The sequence below is a fragment of the Micromonospora sp. CPM1 genome (assembly GCF_023896895.1).
GTDB classification, from domain to species: Bacteria; Actinomycetota; Actinomycetes; order Mycobacteriales; family Micromonosporaceae; genus Micromonospora; species Micromonospora tulbaghiae.
The window spans coordinates 157,592-181,852 of sequence record NZ_JAMHIU010000001.1 but is presented as its reverse complement, the minus strand read 5'-3'; the positions used below and the strand labels follow the sequence as shown (position 1 = coordinate 181,852).

Here is a 24,261-nt window from a genome sequence, read left to right as displayed (position 1 = left end):
CGTCACGCCGCTCCCACCGTCTGCCGCTGCCGGCCGAGCCCGTCGATCTCCAGCTCCACCACGTCACCGGGACGCAGGTAGGGCCGCGGCTCGGGCCGGCCGAGCGCCACCCCGGCGGGTGTGCCCGTGTTGATCAGGTCGCCCGGGTACAGGGTCATGAAGTGACTCAGGTACCGGATGATCTCGGCCACCCCGAAGACCATGTCCTTGGTGTTGCCGTCCTGGCGCAGCGTGCCGTTGACCCATAGCCGCAGGCCGAGCTGCTGCGGGTCGGCGATCTCATCGGCCGTGACGAACCACGGGCCCATCGGGTTGAACGTCTCGCAGGACTTGCCCTTGTCCCATTGACCGCCGCGGTGCAGTTGGAACTCGCGCTCGGACACGTCGTGCGAGACGACGTAGCCGGCGACGCAGGCCATCGCGGCCTCGTGCGACTCCAGGTAGCGCGCCGGGCGGCCGATCACCACGCCGAGCTCGACCTCCCAGTCGGTGCAGCTGCTGCCGCGCGGCACGAGCACCGTGTCGTCCGGGCCCACCACGGTGTCCGGTGCCTTGAGGAACACCACCGGCTCGGCCGGCAGCGCCGCGCCGGTCTCCTCGGCGTGGTCGCGGTAGTTCAGGCCAATGCAGACGATCTTTCCGGGGCGCCGGATCGGCGGGCCGATCCGTGCCCCCGTCGCCGGCCGGGACGCCCGCCCCGCCAACCGCTCGCGCAGACGGTCGATGCCGCCGGCCGCGAAGAACGCCGGATCCAGGTCGTCGACCACATCGGACACATCGACGAGGCTGTCGTCGGCGCCCAGCACGGCGACCCGTTCCTCGCCCGGAGGACCTACGCGGAGAAGCTTCACCACACCACCAAATACATCGGGTGTTTTGCCGTTTCGGCATCGAACATCGGATGTCTAACATCCACCGATCGCTCTGGGCAAGACCTCCGTCCGCCCTTAATGACCTTGCGCGATCGGCCTTCGGCGGCTTTAGCTGCCAAAATACTCCGACGTCTTGACATAAAAAAACATCCAATGTTAACTGCGACGTATTGAGGAGGGCTTATGCGTCTACCTGCGGGGAGCCGAACCGTTTCGCGAGCCGTCGCCGCCACCCTGCTCGTCACCCTGTCCGCCTTGCCGGCGGTCGACCGCCCGCAGCCCGCACGGGCCACGGCCGCCGATCCCAGCCAGGCCCTGTGGTACGACGAGCCCGCGGCCAACTGGGAGAACAACGCCCTGCCGATCGGCAACGGCGCGCTCGGCGCCATGGTCTTCGGCGGCGTACAGACCGAGCGTCTGCAGCTCAACGAGAAGACGTTGTGGACCGGCGGCCCCGGTGCCGCCGGGTACGACCACGGCAACTGGACGGCACCCCGGCCGGGCGCCCTGGACGCCGTCCAGGCACAGATCGACCGGGACGGCCGGATGGACCCGAACGCCGTCTCCGCGGCGCTCGGCCAGCAGCCGACCGCGTTCGGCGCGTACCAGAACCTCGCCGACATGTACCTCGACATGACCGGCACGCCCGCGACGGTCAGCGGCTACCGGCGCGAGCTGGACCTCGCCGATGCGACCGCCCGCGTCGAGTACTCGCACGGCGGTGCGACCTACCGCCGCGAGTACTTCGCCAGCTACCCCGGCAACGTCATCGTCTCCCGGTTGTCGGCCAGCCACGCCGGGAAGATCTCATTCGTCCTACGGCCGGTGACCGCCCAGGCCGGCAGCTCAGTCACGGTGACGAACGGCCGGATCACCATCCGCGGCGCGCTCGGCAACGGCCTCATCCACGAGACCCAGTACCGGGTGGTGACGACCGGCGGCACCCGGACCGACGGCTCCGGCCGGGTCACCGTCACGGGCGCCGACTCGGCGCTCGTCGTGCTGTCCGCCGGGACGTCGTACGCCGGTGCCTACCCCTCCTACCGCGGCGCGGACCCGCGGACGAAGGTCACCCAGGCGGTCGACGCGGCCGCGGCCGCCACCCCGGACGCGCTACGCGCCGCGCACCTGGCCGACTACCGCCGCCTCTACGACCGGGTGCGGCTGAACGTGGGCGGGCAGATGCCGAACATTCCCACCGACGAACTGCGGTCGGCCTACACCGGCGCGGCCGGCCGGGCCCAGGACCGCGCGCTGGAGTCGCTGTTCTTCTCCTACGGCCGCTACCTGCTCATCGCGTCGTCGCGCGGCGGCTCCCTGCCGGCCAACCTCCAGGGCATCTGGAACAACTCCAACAGCCCGCCCTGGAACGCCGACTACCACACCAACATCAACGTGCAGATGAACTACTGGCCCGCGGAGATCACCAACCTCTCGGAGACCGCGACGCCGCTGTTCGACTTCATCGAGGCGCTGCGCGCCCCCGGCCGGGTCACCGCGCAGCGGAACTACGGCACCACCGGCTGGGTCACCCATCTCGGCACCAACCCGTACGGCTTCACCGGCGTGGAGAGCTACGCCACCGCGTTCTGGTTCCCGGAGGCGGCCGCCTGGCTGTGCCAACACCTCTACGAGCACTACCGGTTCACCGGCGATACCGCGTTCCTGCGCGACCGGGCGTACCCGGCGATGAAGGAGGCGGCCGAGTTCTGGCGCGCCAACCTGCACACCGATCCGCGCGACAACAGGCTTGTCGTCTCACCCAGCTACTCCCCCGAGCAGGGTGACTTCTCGGCCGGCGCGTCGATGAGCGAGCAGATCGTGTGGGAGCTGCTGACCAACGTCGTCGAGGCCAGTACGACGCTCGGTGTGGACACCACCCTGCGCCAGCAGTGGCAGTCGACGCTCAACCGGCTCGACCCTGGCCTGCGGATCGGCTCCTGGGGCCAGTTGCAGGAGTGGAAGGCCGACTGGGACGACCGCAACAACCAGCACCGGCACATCTCGCACCTGTATGCCCTGCACCCCGGCCGGCAGATCTCGCCGCTGACCACCCCGGCGTTCGCCGAGGCCGCCAAGGTCTCGCTGAACGCGCGCGGCGACGGCGGCACCGGCTGGAGCAAGGCCTGGAAGATCAATTTCTGGGCCCGGCTGCTGGACGGCGACCGCGCCCACAAGATGCTCAGCGAGCAGCTCAAGGGCAGCACGCTGGCCAACCTGTTCGACACCCACCCGCCGTTCCAGATCGACGGCAACTTCGGTGCCACCTCCGGCATGGCCGAGATGCTGCTGCAGAGCCAGCACGGCGTCGTCGACGTGCTACCCGCCGTGCCGGCCGCTTGGCCGACCGGCACGGTCACCGGCCTGAAGGCGCGGGGCGACGTGACGGTGGACGCCGAGTGGCGCAACCGGCAGGCCAGCCGGATCACGCTGACCGCCGGCCGCAGCGGCAATCTGACGGTACGCAACCCGATCCTGTCCACCGCCACGCTGATCGACCTGAGCACCGGCCAGGCCGTCCCGGTGACCCGCTCGGGCAACCAGATCACTTTCGCGGCCATCGCCGGCCGCCGCTACCAGGCCGTGTCCACCGGGGTCACCGGCACGATCACCGGGGTCGCCAGCAACCGCTGCGTCGACGTGCCGGGCGCCGCCACGGCCGACGGCACCGCCCTCATCCTGTGGGACTGCTCCGGCGCGGCCAACCAGATCTGGTCCCGCGAGTCCGACAACACGATCCGCAACCGCGGCAAGTGCCTCACCGCCGGGAACGGCGCCGCCACCATCAGCACCTGCGGCACGGCCACCAACCAGCGCTGGACCTACGACACCACCGCACGGACCCTGCGCAACCAGGCCACCGGCACCTGCCTCGACGCCGACGGCGGCGGCACCGCCAACAACACCCGCCTCATCCTCTGGCCGTGCACCACAGCGGCCAACCAGCAGTGGCTGATGTAGGAGACATCTCCTTGAAATCGATCACACGCGCCACCGTCCTGACCCTGACCGCTTCCTTCCTCATCGCCGTCGCCCCCTCCTCCCCGGCCGCCGCCGAACCCGCCGCGTTCACCGGACAGATCACCGGGGTGGGCAGCGGCCGCTGCGTCGACGTACCGGGCGCCGCCACGGCCGACGGCACCGCCCTGGTCCTGTGGGACTGCTCCGGCGCGGCCAACCAGATCTGGAACCGGATGGCCGACACCACCATCCGCAACCGCGGCAAGTGCCTCACCGCCGCGAACGGCGCCGCCACCATCAGCACCTGCGGCACGGCCACCAACCAGCGCTGGACCTACGACACCACCGCACGGACCCTGCGCAACCAGGCCACCGCCACCTGCCTCGACGCCGACGGCGGCGGCACCGCCAACAACACCCGCCTCATCCTGTGGTCCTGCGGCACCGCCACCAACCAGCAGTGGCGCATCGGCGCGGCCGAATACCAGCCACTGCTCAACGTCGGGTTCGGCGGCTCGTTCACCACCGCCAGCGGGTACACCCCGGCGCCCGGCGAACTGGTCGACGGGCAGCTCACCCGGCTGGCCGGCACCGAGACCGTCGACGGCTCCGCCGTCACGCTCACCGGCGGCGGCACCGGCGTCGGCTTCACCCCGCGCATCGCGCTGACCAGCGCCAGGTACGTGAACCGGAGCCTGCTGGCCGAGGCGGTCGTGCGCCGCCGGGCCGGGGCCACGATGGCCTTCGACACGGTGCTCAGCCTGGCCGGCGGCGCCTACTACCGATACGCCAACGGGTCGCAGAACACCACCCAGTTCGGCATGTACGGACCGGACGCGCCCTACTACGACACCCGGCAGAACGGGCCGGACCTGTCCGACACACAGAACACCCACGTGGCACTGGCCTACGAGTACGTGAGCGACACCTCGGCTCGCCTCGAGGCGTACGTGAACGGCTGCCGCGTCGGCACCGCCGTGACCACCCCGGTCGCCGCGGCCAACGCCGCGCAGGGCCTGCTGGCGTTCGGCAACGACGCCGGCACGAGGAACCGGGGCTGGCACGGCACCATGGACGCGATCGCGCTGGCGACGATGCGCAGCGCGGCCGGCCCCGCAGACTTCCAGCTCGACGCGCCGCTCTGCGGCGGCGCCACCCCGCCGCCGGCCGGCTGTGAGAACAACCCCGGCACCAGCGGACCGGTCACCCCGGCCACCGTCATCCCGGTCGACCGGTGCGACACGCTCGAGCGGATCCGGCAGAAGGCCGCCCACGTCGTGCCGAGCCCCGGCCAGCTCGCCTGGCAGCAGCAGGAACTGACCGCCTTCCTGCACTACGGCATGAACACCTTCACCGGCGTCGAGTGGGGCACCGGCAACGAGGACCCGGCCCTGTTCGACCCGGCCACGGTCAACCCGGCGCAGTGGATGCAGGTGCTCAAGCGCAACGGCTTCAAGGAGGTCATCCTCACCGTCAAGCACCACGACGGCTTCCTGCTCTACCCGTCGCGGTACAGCACCCACTCGGTGCGATCCAGCCCGTGGCGCGACGACATCTTCCGCGCCACCGTCGACGCCGCCCGCGCGGCCGGGCTCGGTGTCGGCTTCTACCTCTCCCCCGCCGACGGCGCGGAGATCCCCGGCCGGCGCGGCGGCGACCGGTTCGGCAACAACAGCGCCCGGCGCTCGGTGACCATCCCGACGCTGGTCGTCGGCGACACCCGCACCCCGGCGCGGACCTTCACCTACCAGGCCGACGACTACAACGCCTACTTCCTCAACCAGTTGTACGAACTGCTCACCGAGTACGGCCCGATGTCCGAGGTCTGGTTCGACGGCGCGAACCCGTACACCGCGTACCCGCAGAACTACCAGGTCGGCGACTGGTACGACCTGATCAGGTCGCTGCAGCCGAACGCCAACATCGCGATCAACGGGCCGGATGTGCGCTGGATCGGCTCGGAGTCCGGCGCCTTCCGCGCCGACGAGTGGAGCGCCCTCCCGTTCAAGGGCACCAATCCCGCCGCGCTCAACCGCGACGACGACCTGCTGAGCGGGCCGCAGTCGACCGACCTGGGCTCCAGCGCGCTGATCGGGCGCAACCTCGGCACCATCACCTACCTGTCCTGGTACCCGGCCGAGGCCGACGTGTCGATCCGGCCCGGCTGGTTCTGGAAGTCCGCGCAGAACGGCTCGGTCAAGACGCCCGACGCCCTGGTCCGGCTCTACGAGAACGCGGTGGGCCGCAACGCCAACCTGCTGCTCAACGTGCCGCCCAACCAGGCCGGCGTGCTGGACACGGCAGACGTCGCCTCGCTCGACGCGTTCGGCGCCACCATCCGCGGCCGCTACGGCAGGGAACTGTTCGCCCGGGCCGACGCCACCGGCACCGCCGCCGCCCTGACCGACACGTCGCTGGCCTCGTTCTGGTCGCCGGCGAACAACGCCACCACCGGCTCGGTCGAGCTGACCTCCTGCCGGGCGCGCACCTTCGACCGGGTGCTGGTGCAGGAATCGATCGGCAACGGCCAGCGCATCGAGGGCTTCGCCGTGGACGCCTGGATCAACGGCACCTGGCAGCAGGTCGCCACCGCCGGATCGGTCGGCTACAAGCGGATCGTGCCGCTGTCGTCCGCAGTCTCCAGCGACCGGCTGCGGCTGCGGGTCACCTCCGCGCGGGGCGTCCCACAGGTCGCCACGCTCACCGCCTACTCCACCGACACCGCCGCCAACCCCTCCTCCTGCTGACCCCGATGGGAGCTCAACACATGCGACTCCGACGACTCGCGGTCACCGGCTCGGTGAGCGCCCTCGCCGCCGCGGTGATCGCCGTGCCCGCCGGTCCGGCCGCGGCCGTACCGGGCGATCTGCACGTCATCCCCGCTCTCAAGCAATGGACCGCCGGCACCGGCAGCTACACCTTCGGTGCCGCCTCCCGCATCGTTGTCGACCCCGCCTGGACCGCCCAGCTGAACGACGACGCGGCGACGTTCGCCGCCGACCTGCGCGACCTGACCGGCCGCACGGTTCCGGTCGTCACCGGCGCCGCCGCGGCCGGCGACATCCGGCTCACCCTCGGCGGCAACCAGCCCGTCGAGGGCTACACGATGACGGTCGGCTCCAGCATCGCCATCCAGGGCTCGACCGACACCGGTGCCTTCTACGGCACCCGCACCGTGCTTCAACTGCTCAAGCAGTCCAGCACCGTGCCGGCCGGCACCACCACCGACAGCCCGGTCAAGCCCGAGCGCGGCCTGATGGTCGACCAGGGCCGCAAGTACTTCACGGTGGATTGGCTCCGCAAGCACATCAAGGAGCTGGCCTACCTGAAGATGAACCGGTTCCACTTCCACCTGTCCGACACCTTCGGTTTCCGGCTGGAGAGCACCACCCATCCCGAGGTCGTCTCCGAGCAGCACTACACCAAGCAGCAGATGCGCGAGCTCATCGCGCTGGCCCGGCAGTACCACATCGAGATCGTCCCCGAGATCGACATGCCCGGGCACATGAACGCGATCCTGGCCGATCACCCGGAACTCCAGCTCACCGACGTGCGGGGCAACCGCGACCCGTACTACCTGGACCTGTCCAAGCCGGGCGCGTACACCCTGGTCCGGGACCTGATGACCGAGTTCCTGCCGCTGTTCCCGGGTCGGTACTGGCACATCGGGGCGGACGAGTACCTCGGCGACTACGCCAGCTTCGACGACTACCCGCAGCTTCTCGAGTACGCCCGAGCCAACTACGGACCGAACGCTGTCGCCCAGGACACCTACTACGGCTTCATCAACTGGGCCAACGACATCGTCCGCGCAGCCGGCAAGACCAGCCGGATGTGGAACGACGGCATCAAGAACGACGGCACCATCCGGCCGGCCTCGAACATCATCGTCGAGGCCTGGTACGGCCTCGGCATCGGCCCGCAGGCGCTGCTCGACCGCGGGCACACCCTCGCCAACGCCTCCTGGGATCCGACCTACTACGTGCCCGGCCGCAGCAAGCCGAATCTGACCTGGGCGTACGAGACCTGGCGGCCGGACATGTTCCACGGCGGCGCCACCATCTCCGACCCGTCGCGCAACCTCGGCTCGCTCGTGCACGTGTGGTGCGACAGCCCGGACAACGAGACCGAGGACCAGATCGCCGCGGGCATCCGCACCATCCTGCGGGTGGTGGCCCAGCAGACCTGGGGCTCGCCCAAGCCGGTCGCCTCGTACACCGCGTTCACCACCGTCATGGACCGGGTCGGCCGGGCGCCCGGCGGCCCGGGCACGGACGGCAACCTGGCGCTCAACCGGCCGGTGACCGCGTCCTCCACCGAGACGGCGAGCTTCCCGGCCACCGCGGCGGTCGACGGCAACCTCGGCACCCGCTGGTCCTCGGCCTGGACCGACCCCACCACGATCCAGGTCGACCTCGGCAGCAGCCAGGAGCTCTCCCGCGTCGTGCTGCACTGGGAGGCGGCCTACGCCCGCTCGTACCAGATCCAGACCTCCGCCAACGGCACCACCTGGACCACCGTGGCGAGCACGACCACCGGCGACGGCGGCAAGGACGAGCTGGCCGTCAGCGGCACCGCCCGCTACGTGCGGATGCAGGGCACCCAGCGCGGCACCGGCTTCGGCTACTCGCTCTGGGAGTTCGAGGTCTTCGGGCCCCGCCGCGGCGTGATCACCGGTCAGGCCAGCGCGCGCTGCATCGACATCCCGGCCAGCAACAGCGCCGACGGCACCGCGGTCAACCTCTGGGACTGCAACAGCGGGGCCAATCAGACCTGGACCCAGCGGGCCAACGGCAACCTGGTCGCTCTCGGCAAATGCCTCGAGCCGGCCGGCGGCAGCACCGCCGACGGCACCGGCATCGTGATCCGCACCTGCACCGACGCGGCGACCCAACGCTGGACCTACGACGCCGCCAGCAGCAGCTATCGCACCGGCGGTAAGTGCCTCGACGCCAACGCCGCAGCCACCGCCAACGGCACCCGTCTGGTGCTGTGGCCGTGCACCGGCGCCGCGAACCAGCGGTGGACCCTCCCCGCCGCATGATGCATGGAGGAGCAAGGTTGCATCACGCACAGTCCCCACCCGGGCCACGATCCCGGCGGCGACCCCTGGCCACCGTGCTGGTCGCCGGCCTGACCGCCGGCGCGCTCGCCACGCCGGGCGGCCCGCCGCCGGCCGCGGCGGCGCCACCGTCGGACCCGGCCTACGTCAACGCATCCGGCCAGGTCTTCCCCGGTGTCCAGCCGGGCCCGGCCACGGTGTCGCTGTCCGGCGGCAGCTTCACGCTGGCCAACGCGGCACTGTCGGCCACCTGGAACCTCAGCGGCAGCACCGTCTCGCTGACCCGCTTCGACAACCGGGCGGCGAACCGCACGGTGCCGATGAGCCTGCGCGGGCTGTTCACGCTCACGCTGGCCGACGGCACCACCATCACCCCGGCGAACATGACGGTCACGGCCGCTCCGGCGCTCGGTGACCTGCCGGCCGACGCGGCCTCGGCCCGGCTCGCCGAGCGCTACGCCGGCAAGGCCGTCACCACCACCTTCCGGTACGCGTCCGGCGGGCGCACGCTCGAGGTGCAGTGGCAGGTACGGCTGCGCGGCGGCGCCAACTCGGTGCAGCACAGCTTCACCGTGCGGTCGGTGGCCGGCACCTTCGACATCACCTCGCTGCGCCTGGTGCAGCTGAGCCTCGGCGAGGCCCGCGTCATGGGTCAGGACGACGGCAGCCCGGTGGTGCACGGCGCCGCCGGCGGCGAGACGCTGTTCGTCGGCATCGAGAACCCGATGGCGAAGCCCACCGTGAGCGGCAGCGACGTCGACATCGCGGTGGCGCGCGCCGGTGACCTGATCCAGGGCGAGTCGTGGAACTACACGGCGTCCACCGGTGTCGCCCCGGCCGGGCAGCTGCGCCGCTCGTTCCAGTACTACGTGCAGCGCGAGCGGGCCCACGACCGCCGGACGTTCCTGCACTACCAGTCGTGGATGGACCTCAAGCCGCCGGGCCTGGTCATCAACAGCGCGGAGCTGACCCGGGCGGTGAACCTGTTCGGCACGCAGCTGACCAGCCGCGGCGCCAAGATCGACAGCTTCTGGGTCGACGACGGCTGGGACTACCTGCGCGCACCGGCGGTCAACGAGTCGAACCTCAACGTCTGGTCGTTCGACCCGACCCAGTTCCCCACCGGTTTCGCACCGCAGCGGGCCGCCGCCGCGCAGTACGGCGCGTCGATGTCGGTGTGGATGTCACCGTTCGGCGGGTACGGCCAAAGTGCCAGCACCCGTAACGCGCTCAACGCCAGCAAGCCGGCCGCCCAGCAGTACGAGACGCACGGCGGCGGCCAGTTCAAGCTGGGCGGCCCGAAGTACTACGAGCGGTTCCGGTCGGTCGCCTTCGACATGATGGACAACCACGGCGTCCGCGGCTTCAAGTTCGACGGCATCGGCGGCGGCCTCTACCAGCGGGGCCCGAACGCCGGCTACATCGCCGACTACGAGGCGCTGCTCAAGCTGACCGGCGACCTGCGGGCGCACCAGAAGGAGGTGTTCGTCAACGCCACCGTCGGCACGTGGGGCTCGCCCTACTGGCTGTGGTTCGTCGACTCGATCTGGCGCGACGGCGACGACGCGTACCTCATCGGCGCGGGCACCCCGCAGCAGCGATACGTCAACTACCGCGACTCCGAGACCTACCGCAACATCGCCGTGCAGAACCCGCTGTTCCCGGTGCCCAGCGTCATGAACCACGGCATCATCTTCTCCGACCGCACGCCGCAGTTCACCGCGGACCACGACCTGACCAAGCCCAGCGTGCAGGCTCAGGTCTCGCAGGACATCCGGGCGTACTTCGCGCTCGGGCTGAGCCTCCAGGAGCTGTACGTGCGCAACACGCTCGTCGACGCGAGTCGGCCGGGCGCGACCTGGTTCTGGGACACCGTGGCGGCCAACGCCAGGTGGGCGCGCGCCAACCAGGGGCTGCTGAGCGACGTCCGCTGGGTCGGCGGTGACCCGGCCTCGGGCGCCGTCTACGGCACGACCGCCTGGAACTCCGCGACGGGCGCGTCGAAGGGCATGCTGATGCTGCGCAACCCGTCGGCGTCGGCGCAGACGTTCACGGTGAACCCGCAGACGCTGTTCGAGCTGCCCGGCGGGGTGTGGCAGCGATACCGGTTCACCGAGCGGGACGGGCTGCGCCCCGGCTTCGTGGTCGGCCCGGCCGGACCGACGACCATCACCCTCCAGCCATTCGAGGTGGCCGTCTTCGAGGCGGCGCCGACCGACGAGCCGCTCGGCGGCACCACAGTGCTGTCGCGGGCCGGCTGGACAGCGAGCGCCGACAGCGTCGAGACGACCGGGGAGAACGGCAACGCCGCCAACGCCATCGACGGCGACCCGGCCACGATCTGGCACACCCGGTACGTCGGCGGGATCGCCGGCATGCCGCACCAGATCACGCTCGACACCAGGCGCAACCATCGGATCGACCGGCTGGACTACCTGCCCCGCCAGGACGGCGGGACCAACGGCATCATCGCCGACTACCAGATCCAGACCAGCGCCGACGGCGTCACCTGGACCCAGGTGGCCGCCGGCACGTTCGGTGCGGGCAGCGCCCTGAAGTCGGTCTCGTTCACACCCACCACGGCCCGCTACGTCCGCCTGTGGACCACCCGAGCCACCAACGGCGCCGGGTACGCCTCGGCCGCCGAGATCAACCTGTACGGCTCGGTAGCCTGACCGATTCGGCCGTCCCGGGGCAGCGCCGCCCCGGGGCGGCCGGTTCCCGCTGCCATGGCGAAGCGAAAGGATCCACCACGCTGTGCGCGTAGCCCTCTTCATCACCTGCGTCAACGATCTGTTGTATCCGCAGACCGGACGCGCCGTCGTCACCGTGCTGGAACGCCTCGGCGTTCACGTGGACTTCCCGCAGGCACAGACCTGCTGCGGGCAGATGCAGGCCAACTCCGGTTACCGGTCCGAGGCCCTGCCCCTCGTACGAGGATTCGTCGACACCTTCGCCGCGTACGACGCGATCGTCGCCCCGTCCGGCTCGTGCGTGGCGATGGTCCGCGATTCCTATCCGGTGCTGGACCCGGCCGCCGCCGAGATCGGCGCACGCACCTATGAGCTCTCGGAGTTCCTCATCGACATCCTCGGCGTCACCGACGTGGGCGCACGCTTCCCCGCCCGCGTCGCCTACCACCCCACCTGTCACGGGCTCCGCATGCTCCGCCTGGGCGACCGGCCGGAGCGCCTGCTGCGCGCGGTGCGCGACCTCGAGCTGGCCGAGCTGCCCGGCGCGGACGAATGCTGCGGCTTCGGCGGCACGTTCGCGCTGAAGAACAGCGGCGTCTCGGGAGCCATGCTCACCGACAAGTGCGCGGCGGTCCGCGACACCGGCGCGACGGTCCTCGCGGCGGCCGACAACTCCTGCCTCGCCCACATCGGCGGCGGCCTGTCCCGCAGCGGCGCACCGGTGCGAGCCCTGCACTACGCGGAAATCCTGGCGGCGGCGTGACCAGGAGACGGAGTCAGGCTCGCCCGGCGGCGCCGCTGGCCGAGGGCACGGCGTTTCCGGAGGCGGCCGCGGAGCGGCTGCGCGACACGCAACTGCGGGCCAACCTGCGCCGCGCCACCCACACCATCCGCGACAAGCGGGCCGCCGTGGTCGGCGAGGTCGAGGACTGGGAGGCGCTGCGTGACACCGCAGCGGCGATCAAGGCGGACGTCCTGTCCCGCCTGCCCGAGCTGCTCACCCGGTTCGAGGTGGCGGCGACCGCGGCCGGCGCGACGGTGCACTGGGCGCGCGACGCCGCCGAGGCCAACGCCGTGGTGACCGCGCTGGTCCGGGACACCGGCGCCGACCAGGTGGTGAAGGTCAAGTCGATGCTCACCCAGGAGATCGGGCTGAACGAGGCCCTCGCGGCGTCCGGCATCGAGGCGACCGAGACGGACTTGGCCGAACTCATCGTGCAGCTGGCCGACGACCGGCCGTCGCACATCCTGGTGCCCGCCATCCACTACAACCGCACGCAGATCCGGGACATCTTCCGCGCCCGCATGCCCGGTGCGTCGGCCGAGCTCGGCGACGACCCGGCCGACCTCGCCGAGGCCGCCCGGCTGCACCTGCGCCACCGTTTCCGTACGGCGAAGGTGGGCATCTGCGGCGCGAACTTCGCCGTCGCCGAGACCGGCAGCCTCGTGGTGGTCGAGTCCGAGGGCAACGGCCGCATGTGCCTGACCCTCCCGGAGACGCTGATCGCCGTGGTGGGCATCGAGAAACTGGTGCCGTGCCAGGCCGACCTCGGCACGTTCCTGCGCCTGCTGCCCCGCTCCTCCACCGGCGAGCGGATGAACCCGTACACGTCGATCTGGACCGGAACGACCCCGGGCGACGGCCCGCGCGCAGTCCACGTCGTCCTGGTGGACAACGGCCGCACCGCCGCCCTCGCCGACCCGGTGGGCCGCCAGGCGCTGCGCTGCATCCGCTGCTCGGCCTGCCTCAACGTCTGCCCGGTGTACGAGCGCGTCGGCGGCCACGCGTACGGCAGCGTGTACCCCGGCCCGATCGGCGCCATCCTGTCACCGCAGCTGACCGGCGTCGCCGTCAACGACACCGCGCGCAGCCTGCCGTTCGCCTCGACGCTCTGCGGTGCCTGCTACGACGTCTGCCCCGTGAAGATCGACATTCCGCGGGTGCTGGTCCATCTGCGGCAGGCCGTGGTGGACAGCCGCCGGACCCGGCCGTCGGGCGAGCGCGCCGCGATGCGCGCCGCGTCCTGGGTGATGCGCCACCGTAGGCGGTACGCGGTGGCACTGCGCGCCGCCCGTCGTGGCGCCGGGCTGATGCCCGGCGACCGGATCAAGCGCCTGCCGTGGCCGGCCTCGGCCTGGACGACCATCCGCGACGCGCCGAAGCCGGCCGCCGAGACCTTCCGAGAGTGGTGGATCCGTGAACGCTCGTGACGAGATCCTGGCCCGGGCCCGGCAAGCCGCGGCAACCGGCCCGACACACACGCCGGGCGACACGATGCCGTGCACACCGCGCCCGGGAGATGCCGACCGGTTCGCCGAACGGCTGGCCGACTACCGGGCGCTCGTCACGAGGTGCGCGCCCGAGGGGCTGTCCCGGTCGGTCGCCGCGGCGCTCGCCGGCGTACCGGCGGTCATCGTGCCGGACGACGCTCCCCGCGAGTGGCTCGCCCACTACGACGGACGCGTGGTGACCGATGTGGACGCCGCGGACGCGGTGCTGACCGGCTGCGCGGCGGCTGTGGCGGAGACCGGTACGGTGATCCTCGACGCCGGGCCTGCCCAGGGTCCGCGAGTGCTGAGCCTGATTCCGGACCACCACATCTGCATCGTCCGCGCGTCGCAGATCCACGCCGACGTGCCGGACGCCGTGGCGGCGCTGCGCTCCACCGCCCCGCAGACCTGGATCTCCGGGCCGTCCGCCACCAGCGACATCGAACTCGACCGGGTGGAAGGTGTGCACGGCCCCCGGCGACTGCACGTGATCCTGGTGCGCTGAGCCGCACCCGGCGGTCCGGGAGCGCGCACCGCGCCTTCCGGGAACCGCCGGGCGCGGCCCGGCCCGGCTCAGCCGGCGCTCAGCCTCCAGTGCTGGCTGAGGTCGCCGTTGTCGGTCTGCTGCACGATCAACGCGCCGTCCCCGGTCGCGCTGCCGGACACGCCGAGCACCTTGCCGGTCGACACGTTCACCAGCTTGACGAAGTCGCCGGTCACCGTGACGAGGCGCCACTGCTGGTTGGCGCCGCCGTTGCTCGCCCACTGGATGATGCGGGTGCCGTCGGCGGCCACGTTGCCCTCCACGTCGACGAGCAGCGCCGAGTTGACGTTGGTGATCGTGGTGACACCGCCGGCCGCACCGGCCATCTGCCACTTCTGGTTGGCGCCGCCGTTGCCCGCCCACTGCACCAGCTGCACGCCGGGTTCGGAGGACAGCGCCGGCACGTCCAGCACCTTGCCGCTGCGCCGGTTCGTCAGCGTGAAGGTGGACGCCCCGGCCTGGCCGCTGAGGGTGGCCTCGAAGGTGATCGGCGCGGCCTGCGTCTGGTGCAGGTCGAAGACCACGATCTCGTTGGCGCCGGCCCGCAGCCAGGGTCCGGGACAGTAGAGCCGGTGCTGCGGGCCGATCTTCCAGTAGCGGCCGAGGTTACGGCCGTTGACCCAGACGACGCCCTTGGTCCAGCGCGACATGTCGACGTACGTGTCGCCGGTCTGGGTGAGGTTCACCGTGGCCTTGAAGAAGATGCCGGGCCGGGACGGGTTGCTGATCACCGGGCGTAGGCCGGCCACGTACGCCTCGTCGACCGGCAGTGAGAAGGTCTGCCACCCGGTCAACGTGGTGCCGCCCAGCGACACCGAGTTCGTGATGCCCTTGCGGTCGACCACGTACCGGCCGAAGTTGTTGCGGCCCATGCCCTCGACCAGGATGTCCAGCGTCGGGGCGGCGACGGCCGAGCTCTGCAGGGGCAGCGCCGCGTTGCCGAGCACGACGCCCAGCGGTCCGGTGTAGGTGGACGCGACGTTCTGCCGCGAGATGCCGCCCTGGTAGACGCCGTTGAGGAACACGGTGGCGTAGTCGCGCACCGAGTTGACGGTGAGGTTGGCGCGGGCGTAGCCGGGCAGGGCGCGCCGGTAGAGGATGAAGCCGAAGCTCTGCCCGTACATCTCCATCGGCTGCGGGTTGACCGCGGACGGCAGCGCGGCGGGCAGGTTGTCCCAGATCGACGCGTACGGGGTGGGCTGGATGCCGGTCGGCACGATCGTGGGGATCGACGCCGGAACGGCCGGCGGAGTCGTGCCGAGCGACGAGGAGATGATCCCGCGGTATGCCGCGTACATGCGGCCCGGCCCGCCCTGCTCGGTGATCGGCGCGCCGTAGTCGTAGCTGGTGATGTCGGCCTGGTAGCCGCTGCCGTCGTCGTTCGCGTTGGCCCCGGCGAAGTAACCGAAGTTGGTGCCGCCGTGCAGCATGTAGAAGTTGAACGACAACCGGCCGGACATCAGCCCGCGCAGCTCGGTGGAGATGTCGGTGGTCGCCCCGGCGAAGGTGCCGTCGCCCCAGTGCGTCAGCCATCCCGGGTACAGCTCGCCGGAGAAGGCGGGCACCGCCGGGAAGGACTGCCGCGCGGCCGCGATGGCGGCGGCGTCACCGCGGCTGAGCCCGATCGCCCCGCCGGTGACGACCGAGCGGGCGGCCTGCACCTGCGCCAGCGGGTCCTGGGTGTAGAACGGGCCGGTGATGCCGGCTCCCAGCCACAGCTGCCGCAGCTCCTCGAGGTAGACGGTGTCGTTGCCGAAGAAGCCGTACTCGTTCTCCACCTGCACCATCAGGATCGGCCCGCCGTTGGCGACCATCAGCGGTCGCACCTGCGCGGCCAGGGCGTTGACATAGCGGGTGACCGCGGCCATGTAGTTCGGGTCGGACGCGGTCCGTACCCGCAGCTTGATGTTCGGGTGGCGCATCAGGTACGCCGGGATGCCGCCGGCGTCCCATTCGGCGCACACGTACGGGCCGGGCCGTAGCAGCACGTACATGCCCTCTTGCTGGCACAGCCGGATGAAGGCGGCGATGTTGCGGCGATCGGTGCTGAAGTCGAAGACGCCCTCGCGCGGCTCGACGTCGTTCCACATGATGTAGACGCCGATCGCGTTCAGGCCCATCGCCTTGGCCATCTGGATCCGGTGCCGCCAGTACTCCACCGGAATCCGGCACGGGTGCATCTCGCCGCTGCGGATCTGGAAGGGCTGGCCGTCCAGCAGGAAGTTGCTGCCGTCGGCGGAGAAGCCGAAGGTCTGCGCTGCGGCGGCGTGCGCGGGACCGCCCGACCCCAATGCGGCCGCGAACGGGGTGAGCGTGCTGACTGCGAGCAGTGTACGTCGGCGCATGAGGCTCCCTTAGCTCGGTGCGACTACGCCGATCGTGCCAGCCGATGCTCAATGTTGTAAATATTTACATCTAAAGTTGCTCATCTTTTCATGAAGGCGGTCAGCACATCGGGATGTCTCGATGCAGAAGGCGGCTCACCAGCCGGCCAGGACGGAGGCGGCGACCGCCAGGCCGCCCGTCAGGACCAGCAGGCCGCCCGCGGCCAGCAGGACCGCGTCGCCCGGCCGCCCCAGTCCGCCGGGCTGCCGGACGACCCGGTAGCGGCGGCGGGCCAGGACGGCCACCGCGACGGCCACCGGCGCGCAGGCCAGCACGCATCCCGCGGCGAAGGGATGGCGGGGCACCAGCTCCCGGCCGGCCAGCACCAGCACGGTGGCCGTCGCGAGAGCGGTGCGCAGCCATGCGAGCAGCGTGCGTTCGGCCTGCGCGCCGGGGTCGGGTGGCCGACGCGGCTCCATCAGATCAGCACCGCCAGGCTGATCATCACGCCGGACACGATCACCGCCGCCGCCGACACCACCACGACCGGGGTGGACGGCAACGGCGCTCGCATCCGCAGGGCGCGCTCGTTGCGGATCCAGCGGGGAAACGCCTCGGCGGCCACCAGGACCGCCAGCAGTGCCAGCACCGCGGCGGCCCACTGTGCGCCGTCGCGGCCGAAGGCCTTCACCGCGACAGCGGCCACCATGAGACCCAGGGACGTACGCAACCAGGCGAGGAAGGTGCGTTCGTTGGCCAGGGCGAACCGCGGGTCCGGCTCGTCGCCCGTCCCGTAGACCCGGCGCGGCCAGCGACGGTCGTCAGGCGGCCGGGGTCCAGGGGACGTCACCGCACTCCTCCTGCACGCGGGCGAGCTCGCGGGTGAGCGACGCCCGGATCGCCGCATACGCCGGATCGTCGTAGACGCTGCGCATCTCCCACGGGTCGGCCCGCAGGTCGAACAGCTCCCACTCGGGCGGCTGGGGCGTCGCGGACGTGCCGGGTAGGCCGAGCCCGTCGGCGTAGTAGAAGACGAGCTTGTGGTCGTGGGTGCGCACCCCGTAGTGCGCCCACACGTGGTGCTCGTTGTCGTCGTGCTCCCAGTAGCGGTAGTACACCGACTGCCGCCAGTCGTCCACGTCGTCGCCGCGCAGCAGGGGCCGCAGCGAACGGCCCTGCATCCGCGGGTCGGCCGGCACCCCGGCGTAGTCGAGGAACGTCTGGGCGAAGTCGACGTTCATGGCGAGGGCGTTCGTCGTCGTACCGGCCGGGATCTCCGCCGGGTAGCGGATGAGGAACGGCATCCGCAGCGACTCCTCGTACATGAAGCGCTTGTCGTACCAACCGTGGTCGCCCAGGAAGAAGCCCTGGTCGGAGGTGTAGACGACGATGGTGTCGTCGGTCAGCCCGTGCTCGTCGAGGTAGTCGAGCAGGCGGCCCACGTTGTCGTCCACACTCGCCACGCAGCGCAGGTAGTCCTTGATGTAGCGCTGGTAGGTCCAGAGTGCCGCCTCGTCGGGGTCGAGGTCCGGCGGCAGCAGTTCCTTGACGTCGTCGGCGGTCAGGTCCCGGTCGATGCGCATCCGCGCGGCCCGCGCGGCGGCGGCGTGCCCGGAATGGTCGTCGTCGAAGGTGGCCGGGACGATCACGTCGTCGACGTACATGTCGCGGTGCTTGTCGTCGGGTTCCCAGTTGCGGTGCGGGGCCTTGTGGTGCACGAGCAGGCAGAACGGGCGCGACCGGTCGCGCTGGTCGAGCCAGTCGACGGCCAGGTCGGTGATGATGTTCGTGCAGTAGCCGGGCCGGACCCGCTCCACGCCGTCGGCGCCGTAGAAGACCGGATCGCGGTAGCGGCCCTGGCCGGGCACGACCTCCCAGTAGTCGAAACCGCGGGGGTCGTGCTCCGGCCCGTGCCCGAGATGCCACTTGCCGACCAGGGCGGTCTGGTAGCCGGCCCGGCGCAGCAGCTCGGGGAAGACGAGCTGACGGTTGTCGAACTCGGTCGACAGCGTCTGCACGCCGTTCACATGGTTGTAGGTGCCGGTGAGGATGGTTGCCCGGCTCGGTGCGCACAGCGAGTTGGTGCAGAAGCAGTTGTCCAACAGGGCGCCGCCGGCCGCGATGCGGTCGATGTGCGGTGTCTCGTTGATCTTGCTGCCATAGGCGCCGACCGCATGCGCGGCATGGTCGTCGGCCATGATGAAGACGATGTTGGGCCGCACGGCCTTCCTTTCTTGCCTGGAGTCGCTCAACCTCAGGCGGCGTAGGCGGCCGCGTCGTAGTAGCTGGCCGGGTCGGTGGCCTCGGGCAGCTTGCCGAGGTCCTTGAACAGGCCGTTGAGACCGCTGAGCCAGCCGTTCACGGTGCCGTCCTTCGACCTGGCGGCGAGTTCGGCGGAGGGCAGGAACCGGGCGTTGGCGGCCTCGGCGCGCAGCTGGTCGGCGGGCGCCGACCTGAGGAACTTCGTGGTCACCTCAACCGTGGCGTCGAGGTTGGTGGCCCGCTCGTCGTTGGCGGCCTTGAGGACCGCGAGCACCTTCTTCACGAGCTCCGGCTTGCCGCTCACGACCTGATTGCGTCCCACGTACGCGGACGGGAAGCTGACCTTCGGGTAGAAGTCCTCGTTCTTGGACAGCTCGGCGAGATCCGGCACCCGCTTCTTGATCGTGCCGATGAGCGGGTACCAGATGCCGGCCGCGTCGATCTGCCCGGAGCCGAACGCGGTGACCACCGTGCTGGCGTCCATGGCGACCTTCTGGATGTCGTCGATGGTGAGCCCGGCCTGCTGCAGGGCCAGCCGCACGATCATGTCGCCGGAGGTGCCCTCCGGTACGCCGACCTTCTTGCCCTTGAGCGCGGCGACCGAGGTGATGCCCGGCTGGGCGATGACCCGGTCGGCGAAGCCGAGCGAGTTGATGGCGATGACCCGCGCCTTGCCGGAGGCGGGCAGCCACATCGCGCCGGGGCCGACGTAGCCGAAGTCGAGGTCGCCGGCGCCTAGCGCCTGCACCTGCAGCGGCCCGTTGGTGAAGACCTTGAGTTCGGGCTTGAGGCCGTGCTGCGCCCACAGGCCCTTGTCCTCGGCGACGGCCATGAGGCTGGCGCCGGTGAAGTCGGCGATGTAGCCGAGCTTGACCGGCTCGGTGGCGGAACCGGAGCTGCCGGTTCCGGACGGCTCCTCGTCGCCGCAGGCGGCGAGGGCGGCGGTGGCGCCGATGCCGGCGAGGCCGGCGAGAACGGAACGACGGGACAGAGGACTCATCGGTCGGAACCTTCCTGTACGGGCTGGTGATACACGGCGCGCCAGACCCGGTTGCGGATCCGGGTGAACTCCGGGGAGAGACGGACGGCTTCGGTGCGCGGGTACGGCAGGTCGACGTCGATGACCTCCTGCACCCGGCCGGGCCGGGCGGCCATGACGACGACCCGGTTGGCGAGGTAGACGGCCTCGTCCACGTCGTGGGTGATGAACATGACGGTGCGCTGCTCGGAGCCCCAGGTCGCCAGCAGCTGGTCCTGCATCTGCACGCGAGTGAGGGCGTCGAGCGCGCCGAACGGCTCGTCCATGAGCAGCACCTGCGGGTCGACGGCATACGCCCGGGCGATCGCGCAGCGCTGCCGCATGCCGCCGGACAGCATCCGCGGCAGCACATCGGCGAAGTCGGTCAGGCCCACCAGGTCGATGAAGTGCTGAGCCCGCCTGCGCCGCTCGGCCCGGCCGACCTTGGCGATACGCAGGCCGAATTCGACGTTGTCCCGGACGGTCAGCCAGGGGAACAGCGCGTACTGCTGGAAGATGACGCCGCGTTCCGGGCTGGGCCCGCGCACCGGACGGTTGTCGACGAGCACCTCGCCGCCGGTGGGCTCGACGAGGCCGGCCGCAATGTTCATGAGCGTCGACTTGCCGCAGCCGGAGGGCCCGACCACGGTGACGAACTCGCGGTCGGCGATGTCCAGGTCCACGCTCTGCAGCGCCTGGAAGGGCTTGCCGCCGACGTCGAAGGTGCGGCTGGTGGAGCGGAAGGAGATCTTCTCGGTCATCGCCGTTCCTGCCATCCGGTGAGGCGCTTCTCGGCCGCGAGCAGGAGCCGGTCCATGATCAGGCCGAGTACGCCGATGGTGATCAGTCCGACGAAGATGCTGGGCAGGTCGTAGTAGATCTGGGCCTGCTGCATCCGGTAGCCGAGCCCCTCCTGCGCGGCGATCAGCTCGGCGGCCACCAGGGTGGCCCACGCCGCGCCGAGGCCGACGCGCATGCCGACCAGGATGAACGGGGTGGAGGCGGGCACGACCACCCGGCGGAACACCACGGCGTCGCCGGCACCCAGCACCCGGGCCGCGTTGATCGTGGTCTTGTCGACGCTCACCACGCCCTGGAACGTCGACACGACGCAGGACAGGAACGCGGCCAGGAAGATGACGAAGACCTTGGGGGTCTCCCCGATGCCCATCAGCAGGATGGCGAGCGGGATGACGGCCAGCGGCGGGATGGTGCGGAAGAACTGCACGTAGGGCTCGATGAGGCCGCGCGCGGTGCGGTACCAGCCCATGAGGAAGCCGACCGGGACGGCGAGCGCGGTCCCCAGCGCGAAGCCGATGAACACCCGCCGGAGGCTGGCCAGGGCGTCGTCGAGCAGCGTGCCGTCCATGGCCAGTTCGCCGGCCCGGACGGCGACCTCCTGGGGGCCGGGCAGTCCGGACACGCCGGCCCGGGCCAGGCCGGTCCAGATGCCGAGGCCGAGCGCCACGGCGAGCACGTTCCAGACCGGCAAGGGCAGGACGCGGCGCGGCGAGACCGCGCGGGTGGTTCCCGGCGCGCGCGGCCGCGACGGACGGACATCTGTCGGCACGGTGGTCCTCCGTAGCCAGGTCGGGGAGCGGGGCTGGACGAATCTTGTGCGTCATCACGAATCTTGTCAACCCGTCGGACTAAATAGGCCGAGCTGGTCGCGACGTATGACGTCTCATCTTTGGCGGCAGTGTAGCCGCAGATTTTTGTTCAACCCATTTACGTTAATGAGCGGCGCGGCCATACTCCGCATAACCGACTCGCGGAGACGAAGGAGTCCCATGCCATCCCCTCGACGCCGCAGGCTCGCGGCGTACCTCGCCGTCGTGCTCGGCACGACGATCGTCGCCCCTCTCACCGGCGGCACGGCCCCGGCCGCCGCCGCTCCCGTGAACCTCGCCCGTACGGGCACCGCCACCGCGTCCAGCGTCGAACTGGACCGCGCCGATTTCGTCGCGGCGCACGTCAACGACGGCAACCGCAACAGCCGGTGGTCGTCGAAGTATCAGGACAACAGCTGGGTCCAGGTACAGCTGGCGTCCGCCGCGCGGGTCGACCACGTCACGATCAGCTGGCCCAACGCCTGCGCCCGTGACTTCGTCCTGCAGACCTCGGCCAACGGCACCACCTGGACCGACGTGGCCCGCGTCCAGCGCGACACCTGCCCCCGCACCGACGTCATCGACGTGAAGTCGGCCCAGCCGGTGACCCACGTGCGGATGCAGGGACGCCAGCGGTGGTCGACCTACGGGTACTCGATCTCCGAGTTCGAGATCTGGGACAGCGTCGCGCCGGCACCCGCGCCGTCGCTGGGCCTGATCCCCAAGCCGGTGTCGTTGTCCGAGAACGGCGGCACGCCGTTCACCCTCGCCCCGGGTAGCCCGATCGTCGCGCTCGGCGCCGGAGCGAGCGCGCCGGCCAACCACCTGGCCGACATCCTGCGCCCGTCCACCGGCTACGCCCTGCCGGTCGTCGCACAGAGCAGCGCCGCCTCGCAGATCGTCCTCGACGTCGGCCCCGGCAAGGGACCGGCCGGCCAGGCCGCCGAGGGATACCGGCTGACCAGCACCTCGTCGCGGGTCACGATCAGCGCCGACACCGCGGCCGGCGCGCTCCACGGCGTACAGACGCTGCGGCAGCTCTTCCCGCAATGGGTGGAGTCGGACACCGTCGCCGCCGCGGTCTGGCAGGTACCGGCCGTGACCATCACCGACTACCCACGTTTCGCCTACCGCGGGATGATGCTCGACGTCGCCCGCAGTTTCTACCCGATGAACGAGGTCAAGGCGTACATCGACGCCGCGGCCCAATACAAGATCAACCGCCTGCACCTGCACCTGACCGACGACCAGGGCTGGCGGATCGTGATGGACAACCCCGCGTCCAACCCCGCGGGGATCGACTACTCGCTGCTCACCCAGGTCAGCGGCCGCACGGCGATGACCTACAGCCCCAGCGGCCAGCTGATGGGCACCGAGCTCGGCGTCACCGGCTTCTACACCAAGGCCGACTACGCCGAGATCGTCCGCTACGCGGGCGTCAACGGCATGACGGTGGTCCCGGAGATCGACGTGCCGGGGCACACAAACGCCGCGCTGCACGCCATCCCGCAGCTGAACACCGCGGGCGCGCAGCCGAAGCCGGCCCCCGGGCAGCAGACCGTCCCGCACAACGGCACCGGCGACGTCGGCTACTCCTCGCTCGACGCCGACAGCCCCGCCACGTACGAGTTCGTCCGGCAGGTGCTGACCCAGATCGCGGCCATGACGCCCGGCCCGTACCTGCACATCGGCGGCGACGAGGCCCACGTCACCAGCCACGCGGACTACACCACGATGGTGAACAACTTCAACGCGACTGTCGCGTCGCTCGGCAAGACCGTGGTCGGGTGGAACGAGTACGCCGGCACGACGCTGCCGCAGAACAACGCCGTCGTGCAGTACTGGAACGGCGACCGCACCGCGGTGGCCACCGCGGTGAACAACCGGGGCGCCAAGGTGCTCCTGTCCCCCGCGCCGCACACGTACGTGCCGCAGAAGCAGGACCCGCGCCAGCCGCAGGGCGGCACATGGGCGTGCGGCGGGCCGTGCGGTCTCGACCGGCACTACGACTGGGACCCCGGCACCTTCATCCCGAACATCGCCGAGAGCAGCGTGCTCGGCGTCGAGTCGGCCCTGTGGGGCGAGTGGATCCGCCGCCTCGGGCAGGCGCAGTACTACAGCTACCCGCGGCTCATCGCCACCGCCGAGGTGGGCTGGACTCCGCAAGCTCAACGCGACTACGCCGACTTCACCACCCGGCTGTCGGTGGCCGGCGGCCGGCTGACCGTCCAGGGGATCAACTTCTTCCCCACCGCCGACGTCCCGTGGCGGCGCCAGGTCATCGCTAAACCGGCCACCGTGACCGTCGGCGCTCAGGCCGGCGCCACCTGGACGGTCACCGCCCCCGGCGCCGCGTCCGCCGACCTGATCGCCACGGTCACCTGGAGTGACGGACGCGTCGAGTCGCTGCCGGTCACCGCGACCCGGGAGGCGAACATCACGGCGATGCAGATCAACAGCGCGTTCACCGTGGTGTCCCGGCGTACGTTCGCGGCGGCCGGCACCTACACCGGCACGCTGTCGGTGCGCTCGGCCGGACAGGCCCCGATCACCCGGGCACTGACCGTCACCGTGCGCGCCACCTGACCGCGGCGTCGCCGCCGTCGCCCCGCCCGGAGCGACGGTGGCGACCGGTGCCGACAT

16 protein-coding genes are annotated in these 24,261 nt (G+C 70.8%); 8 read left to right on the top strand and 8 right to left on the bottom strand.

Features of this window, described 5'->3' with window-relative positions; genetic code table 11:
• Positions 1-2 precede the first annotated feature (2 nt).
• Positions 3-851, bottom strand: a complete 849-nt coding sequence (locus M8C11_RS00670) for a fumarylacetoacetate hydrolase family protein (protein WP_252447743.1) — start codon at positions 849-851, stop codon at positions 3-5.
• A gap of 276 nt (positions 852-1,127) precedes the next feature.
• Between M8C11_RS00670 and M8C11_RS00665 the strand changes: the two genes are divergently transcribed.
• The 7 genes from M8C11_RS00665 (at position 1,128) to M8C11_RS00635 (ending at position 14,364) form a co-directional block, all read left to right on the top strand.
• Complete coding sequence (locus tag M8C11_RS00665; RefSeq protein WP_252447742.1) at positions 1,128-3,833, top strand: glycoside hydrolase N-terminal domain-containing protein; 2,706 nt, start codon at positions 1,128-1,130, stop codon at positions 3,831-3,833.
• Positions 3,834-3,844: 11 nt separating this feature from the next.
• Positions 3,845-6,580: an alpha-L-fucosidase gene (locus M8C11_RS00660; protein WP_252447741.1), complete on the top strand. Its 2,736-nt coding sequence runs from the start codon at positions 3,845-3,847 to the stop codon at positions 6,578-6,580.
• Positions 6,581-6,600: 20 nt separating this feature from the next.
• The gene (locus tag M8C11_RS00655; protein WP_252447740.1) at positions 6,601-8,877 is read left to right on the top strand and encodes a family 20 glycosylhydrolase; all 2,277 of its coding nucleotides are present in this window, start codon (positions 6,601-6,603) and stop codon (positions 8,875-8,877) included.
• Between the two features lie 17 nt (positions 8,878-8,894).
• A complete protein-coding gene (locus M8C11_RS00650) occupies positions 8,895-11,570 on the top strand; it encodes a discoidin domain-containing protein (RefSeq protein ID WP_252447739.1) in 2,676 nt (891 codons plus the stop codon).
• A gap of 82 nt (positions 11,571-11,652) precedes the next feature.
• On the top strand, positions 11,653-12,351 hold the full coding sequence (locus tag M8C11_RS00645) for a (Fe-S)-binding protein (protein ID WP_252447738.1): 699 nt from the start codon (positions 11,653-11,655) through the stop codon (positions 12,349-12,351).
• Positions 12,348-13,799, top strand: a complete 1,452-nt coding sequence (locus M8C11_RS00640; RefSeq protein WP_252447737.1) for a LutB/LldF family L-lactate oxidation iron-sulfur protein — start codon at positions 12,348-12,350, stop codon at positions 13,797-13,799. The genes M8C11_RS00645 and M8C11_RS00640 overlap by 4 nt, the downstream gene beginning before the upstream one ends.
• Positions 13,786-14,364, top strand: coding sequence for an LUD domain-containing protein (locus M8C11_RS00635; RefSeq protein ID WP_252447736.1), 579 nt, complete (start codon positions 13,786-13,788; stop codon positions 14,362-14,364). The genes M8C11_RS00640 and M8C11_RS00635 overlap by 14 nt, the downstream gene beginning before the upstream one ends.
• Positions 14,365-14,432: 68 nt before the next feature.
• Here M8C11_RS00635 and M8C11_RS00630 read toward each other — a convergent pair whose 3' ends face one another.
• The 7 genes from M8C11_RS00630 to M8C11_RS00600 all read right to left on the bottom strand — a co-directional run bounded on the left by M8C11_RS00630 (position 14,433) and on the right by M8C11_RS00600 (position 21,578).
• Positions 14,433-16,748 (bottom strand): beta-galactosidase, encoded by a 2,316-nt coding sequence (locus M8C11_RS00630; RefSeq protein WP_252447735.1) that lies wholly within the window; start codon positions 16,746-16,748, stop codon positions 14,433-14,435.
• 135 nt (positions 16,749-16,883) lie between these two features.
• Positions 16,884-17,207, bottom strand: coding sequence for a DUF202 domain-containing protein (locus M8C11_RS00625; protein ID WP_252447734.1), 324 nt, complete (start codon positions 17,205-17,207; stop codon positions 16,884-16,886).
• Positions 17,207-17,578, bottom strand: coding sequence for a DUF202 domain-containing protein (locus M8C11_RS00620; protein WP_252447733.1), 372 nt, complete (start codon positions 17,576-17,578; stop codon positions 17,207-17,209). Before M8C11_RS00620 ends, M8C11_RS00625 begins: the two co-directional genes overlap by 1 nt.
• Entirely contained in the window at positions 17,550-18,950 is a 1,401-nt protein-coding gene (locus M8C11_RS00615; protein WP_308212708.1) for a sulfatase, read from the bottom strand. Before M8C11_RS00615 ends, M8C11_RS00620 begins: the two co-directional genes overlap by 29 nt.
• Before the next feature lie 32 nt (positions 18,951-18,982).
• Complete coding sequence (locus M8C11_RS00610; protein WP_252447731.1) at positions 18,983-19,990, bottom strand: aliphatic sulfonate ABC transporter substrate-binding protein; 1,008 nt, start codon at positions 19,988-19,990, stop codon at positions 18,983-18,985.
• Entirely contained in the window at positions 19,987-20,769 is a 783-nt protein-coding gene (locus tag M8C11_RS00605) for an ABC transporter ATP-binding protein (protein WP_252447730.1), read from the bottom strand. The genes M8C11_RS00610 and M8C11_RS00605 overlap by 4 nt, the downstream gene beginning before the upstream one ends.
• Entirely contained in the window at positions 20,766-21,578 is an 813-nt protein-coding gene (locus M8C11_RS00600; RefSeq protein WP_252447729.1) for an ABC transporter permease, read from the bottom strand. Before M8C11_RS00600 ends, M8C11_RS00605 begins: the two co-directional genes overlap by 4 nt.
• 220 nt (positions 21,579-21,798) lie before the next feature.
• Here M8C11_RS00600 and M8C11_RS00595 point away from each other — a divergent pair, with 220 nt between their 5' ends.
• Positions 21,799-24,204 carry a family 20 glycosylhydrolase gene (locus M8C11_RS00595; RefSeq protein WP_252447728.1) on the top strand — a complete coding sequence of 802 codons (2,406 nt, stop codon included), beginning with the start codon at positions 21,799-21,801 and terminating at the stop codon, positions 24,202-24,204.
• The last annotated feature ends 57 nt before the right edge of the window (positions 24,205-24,261 follow it).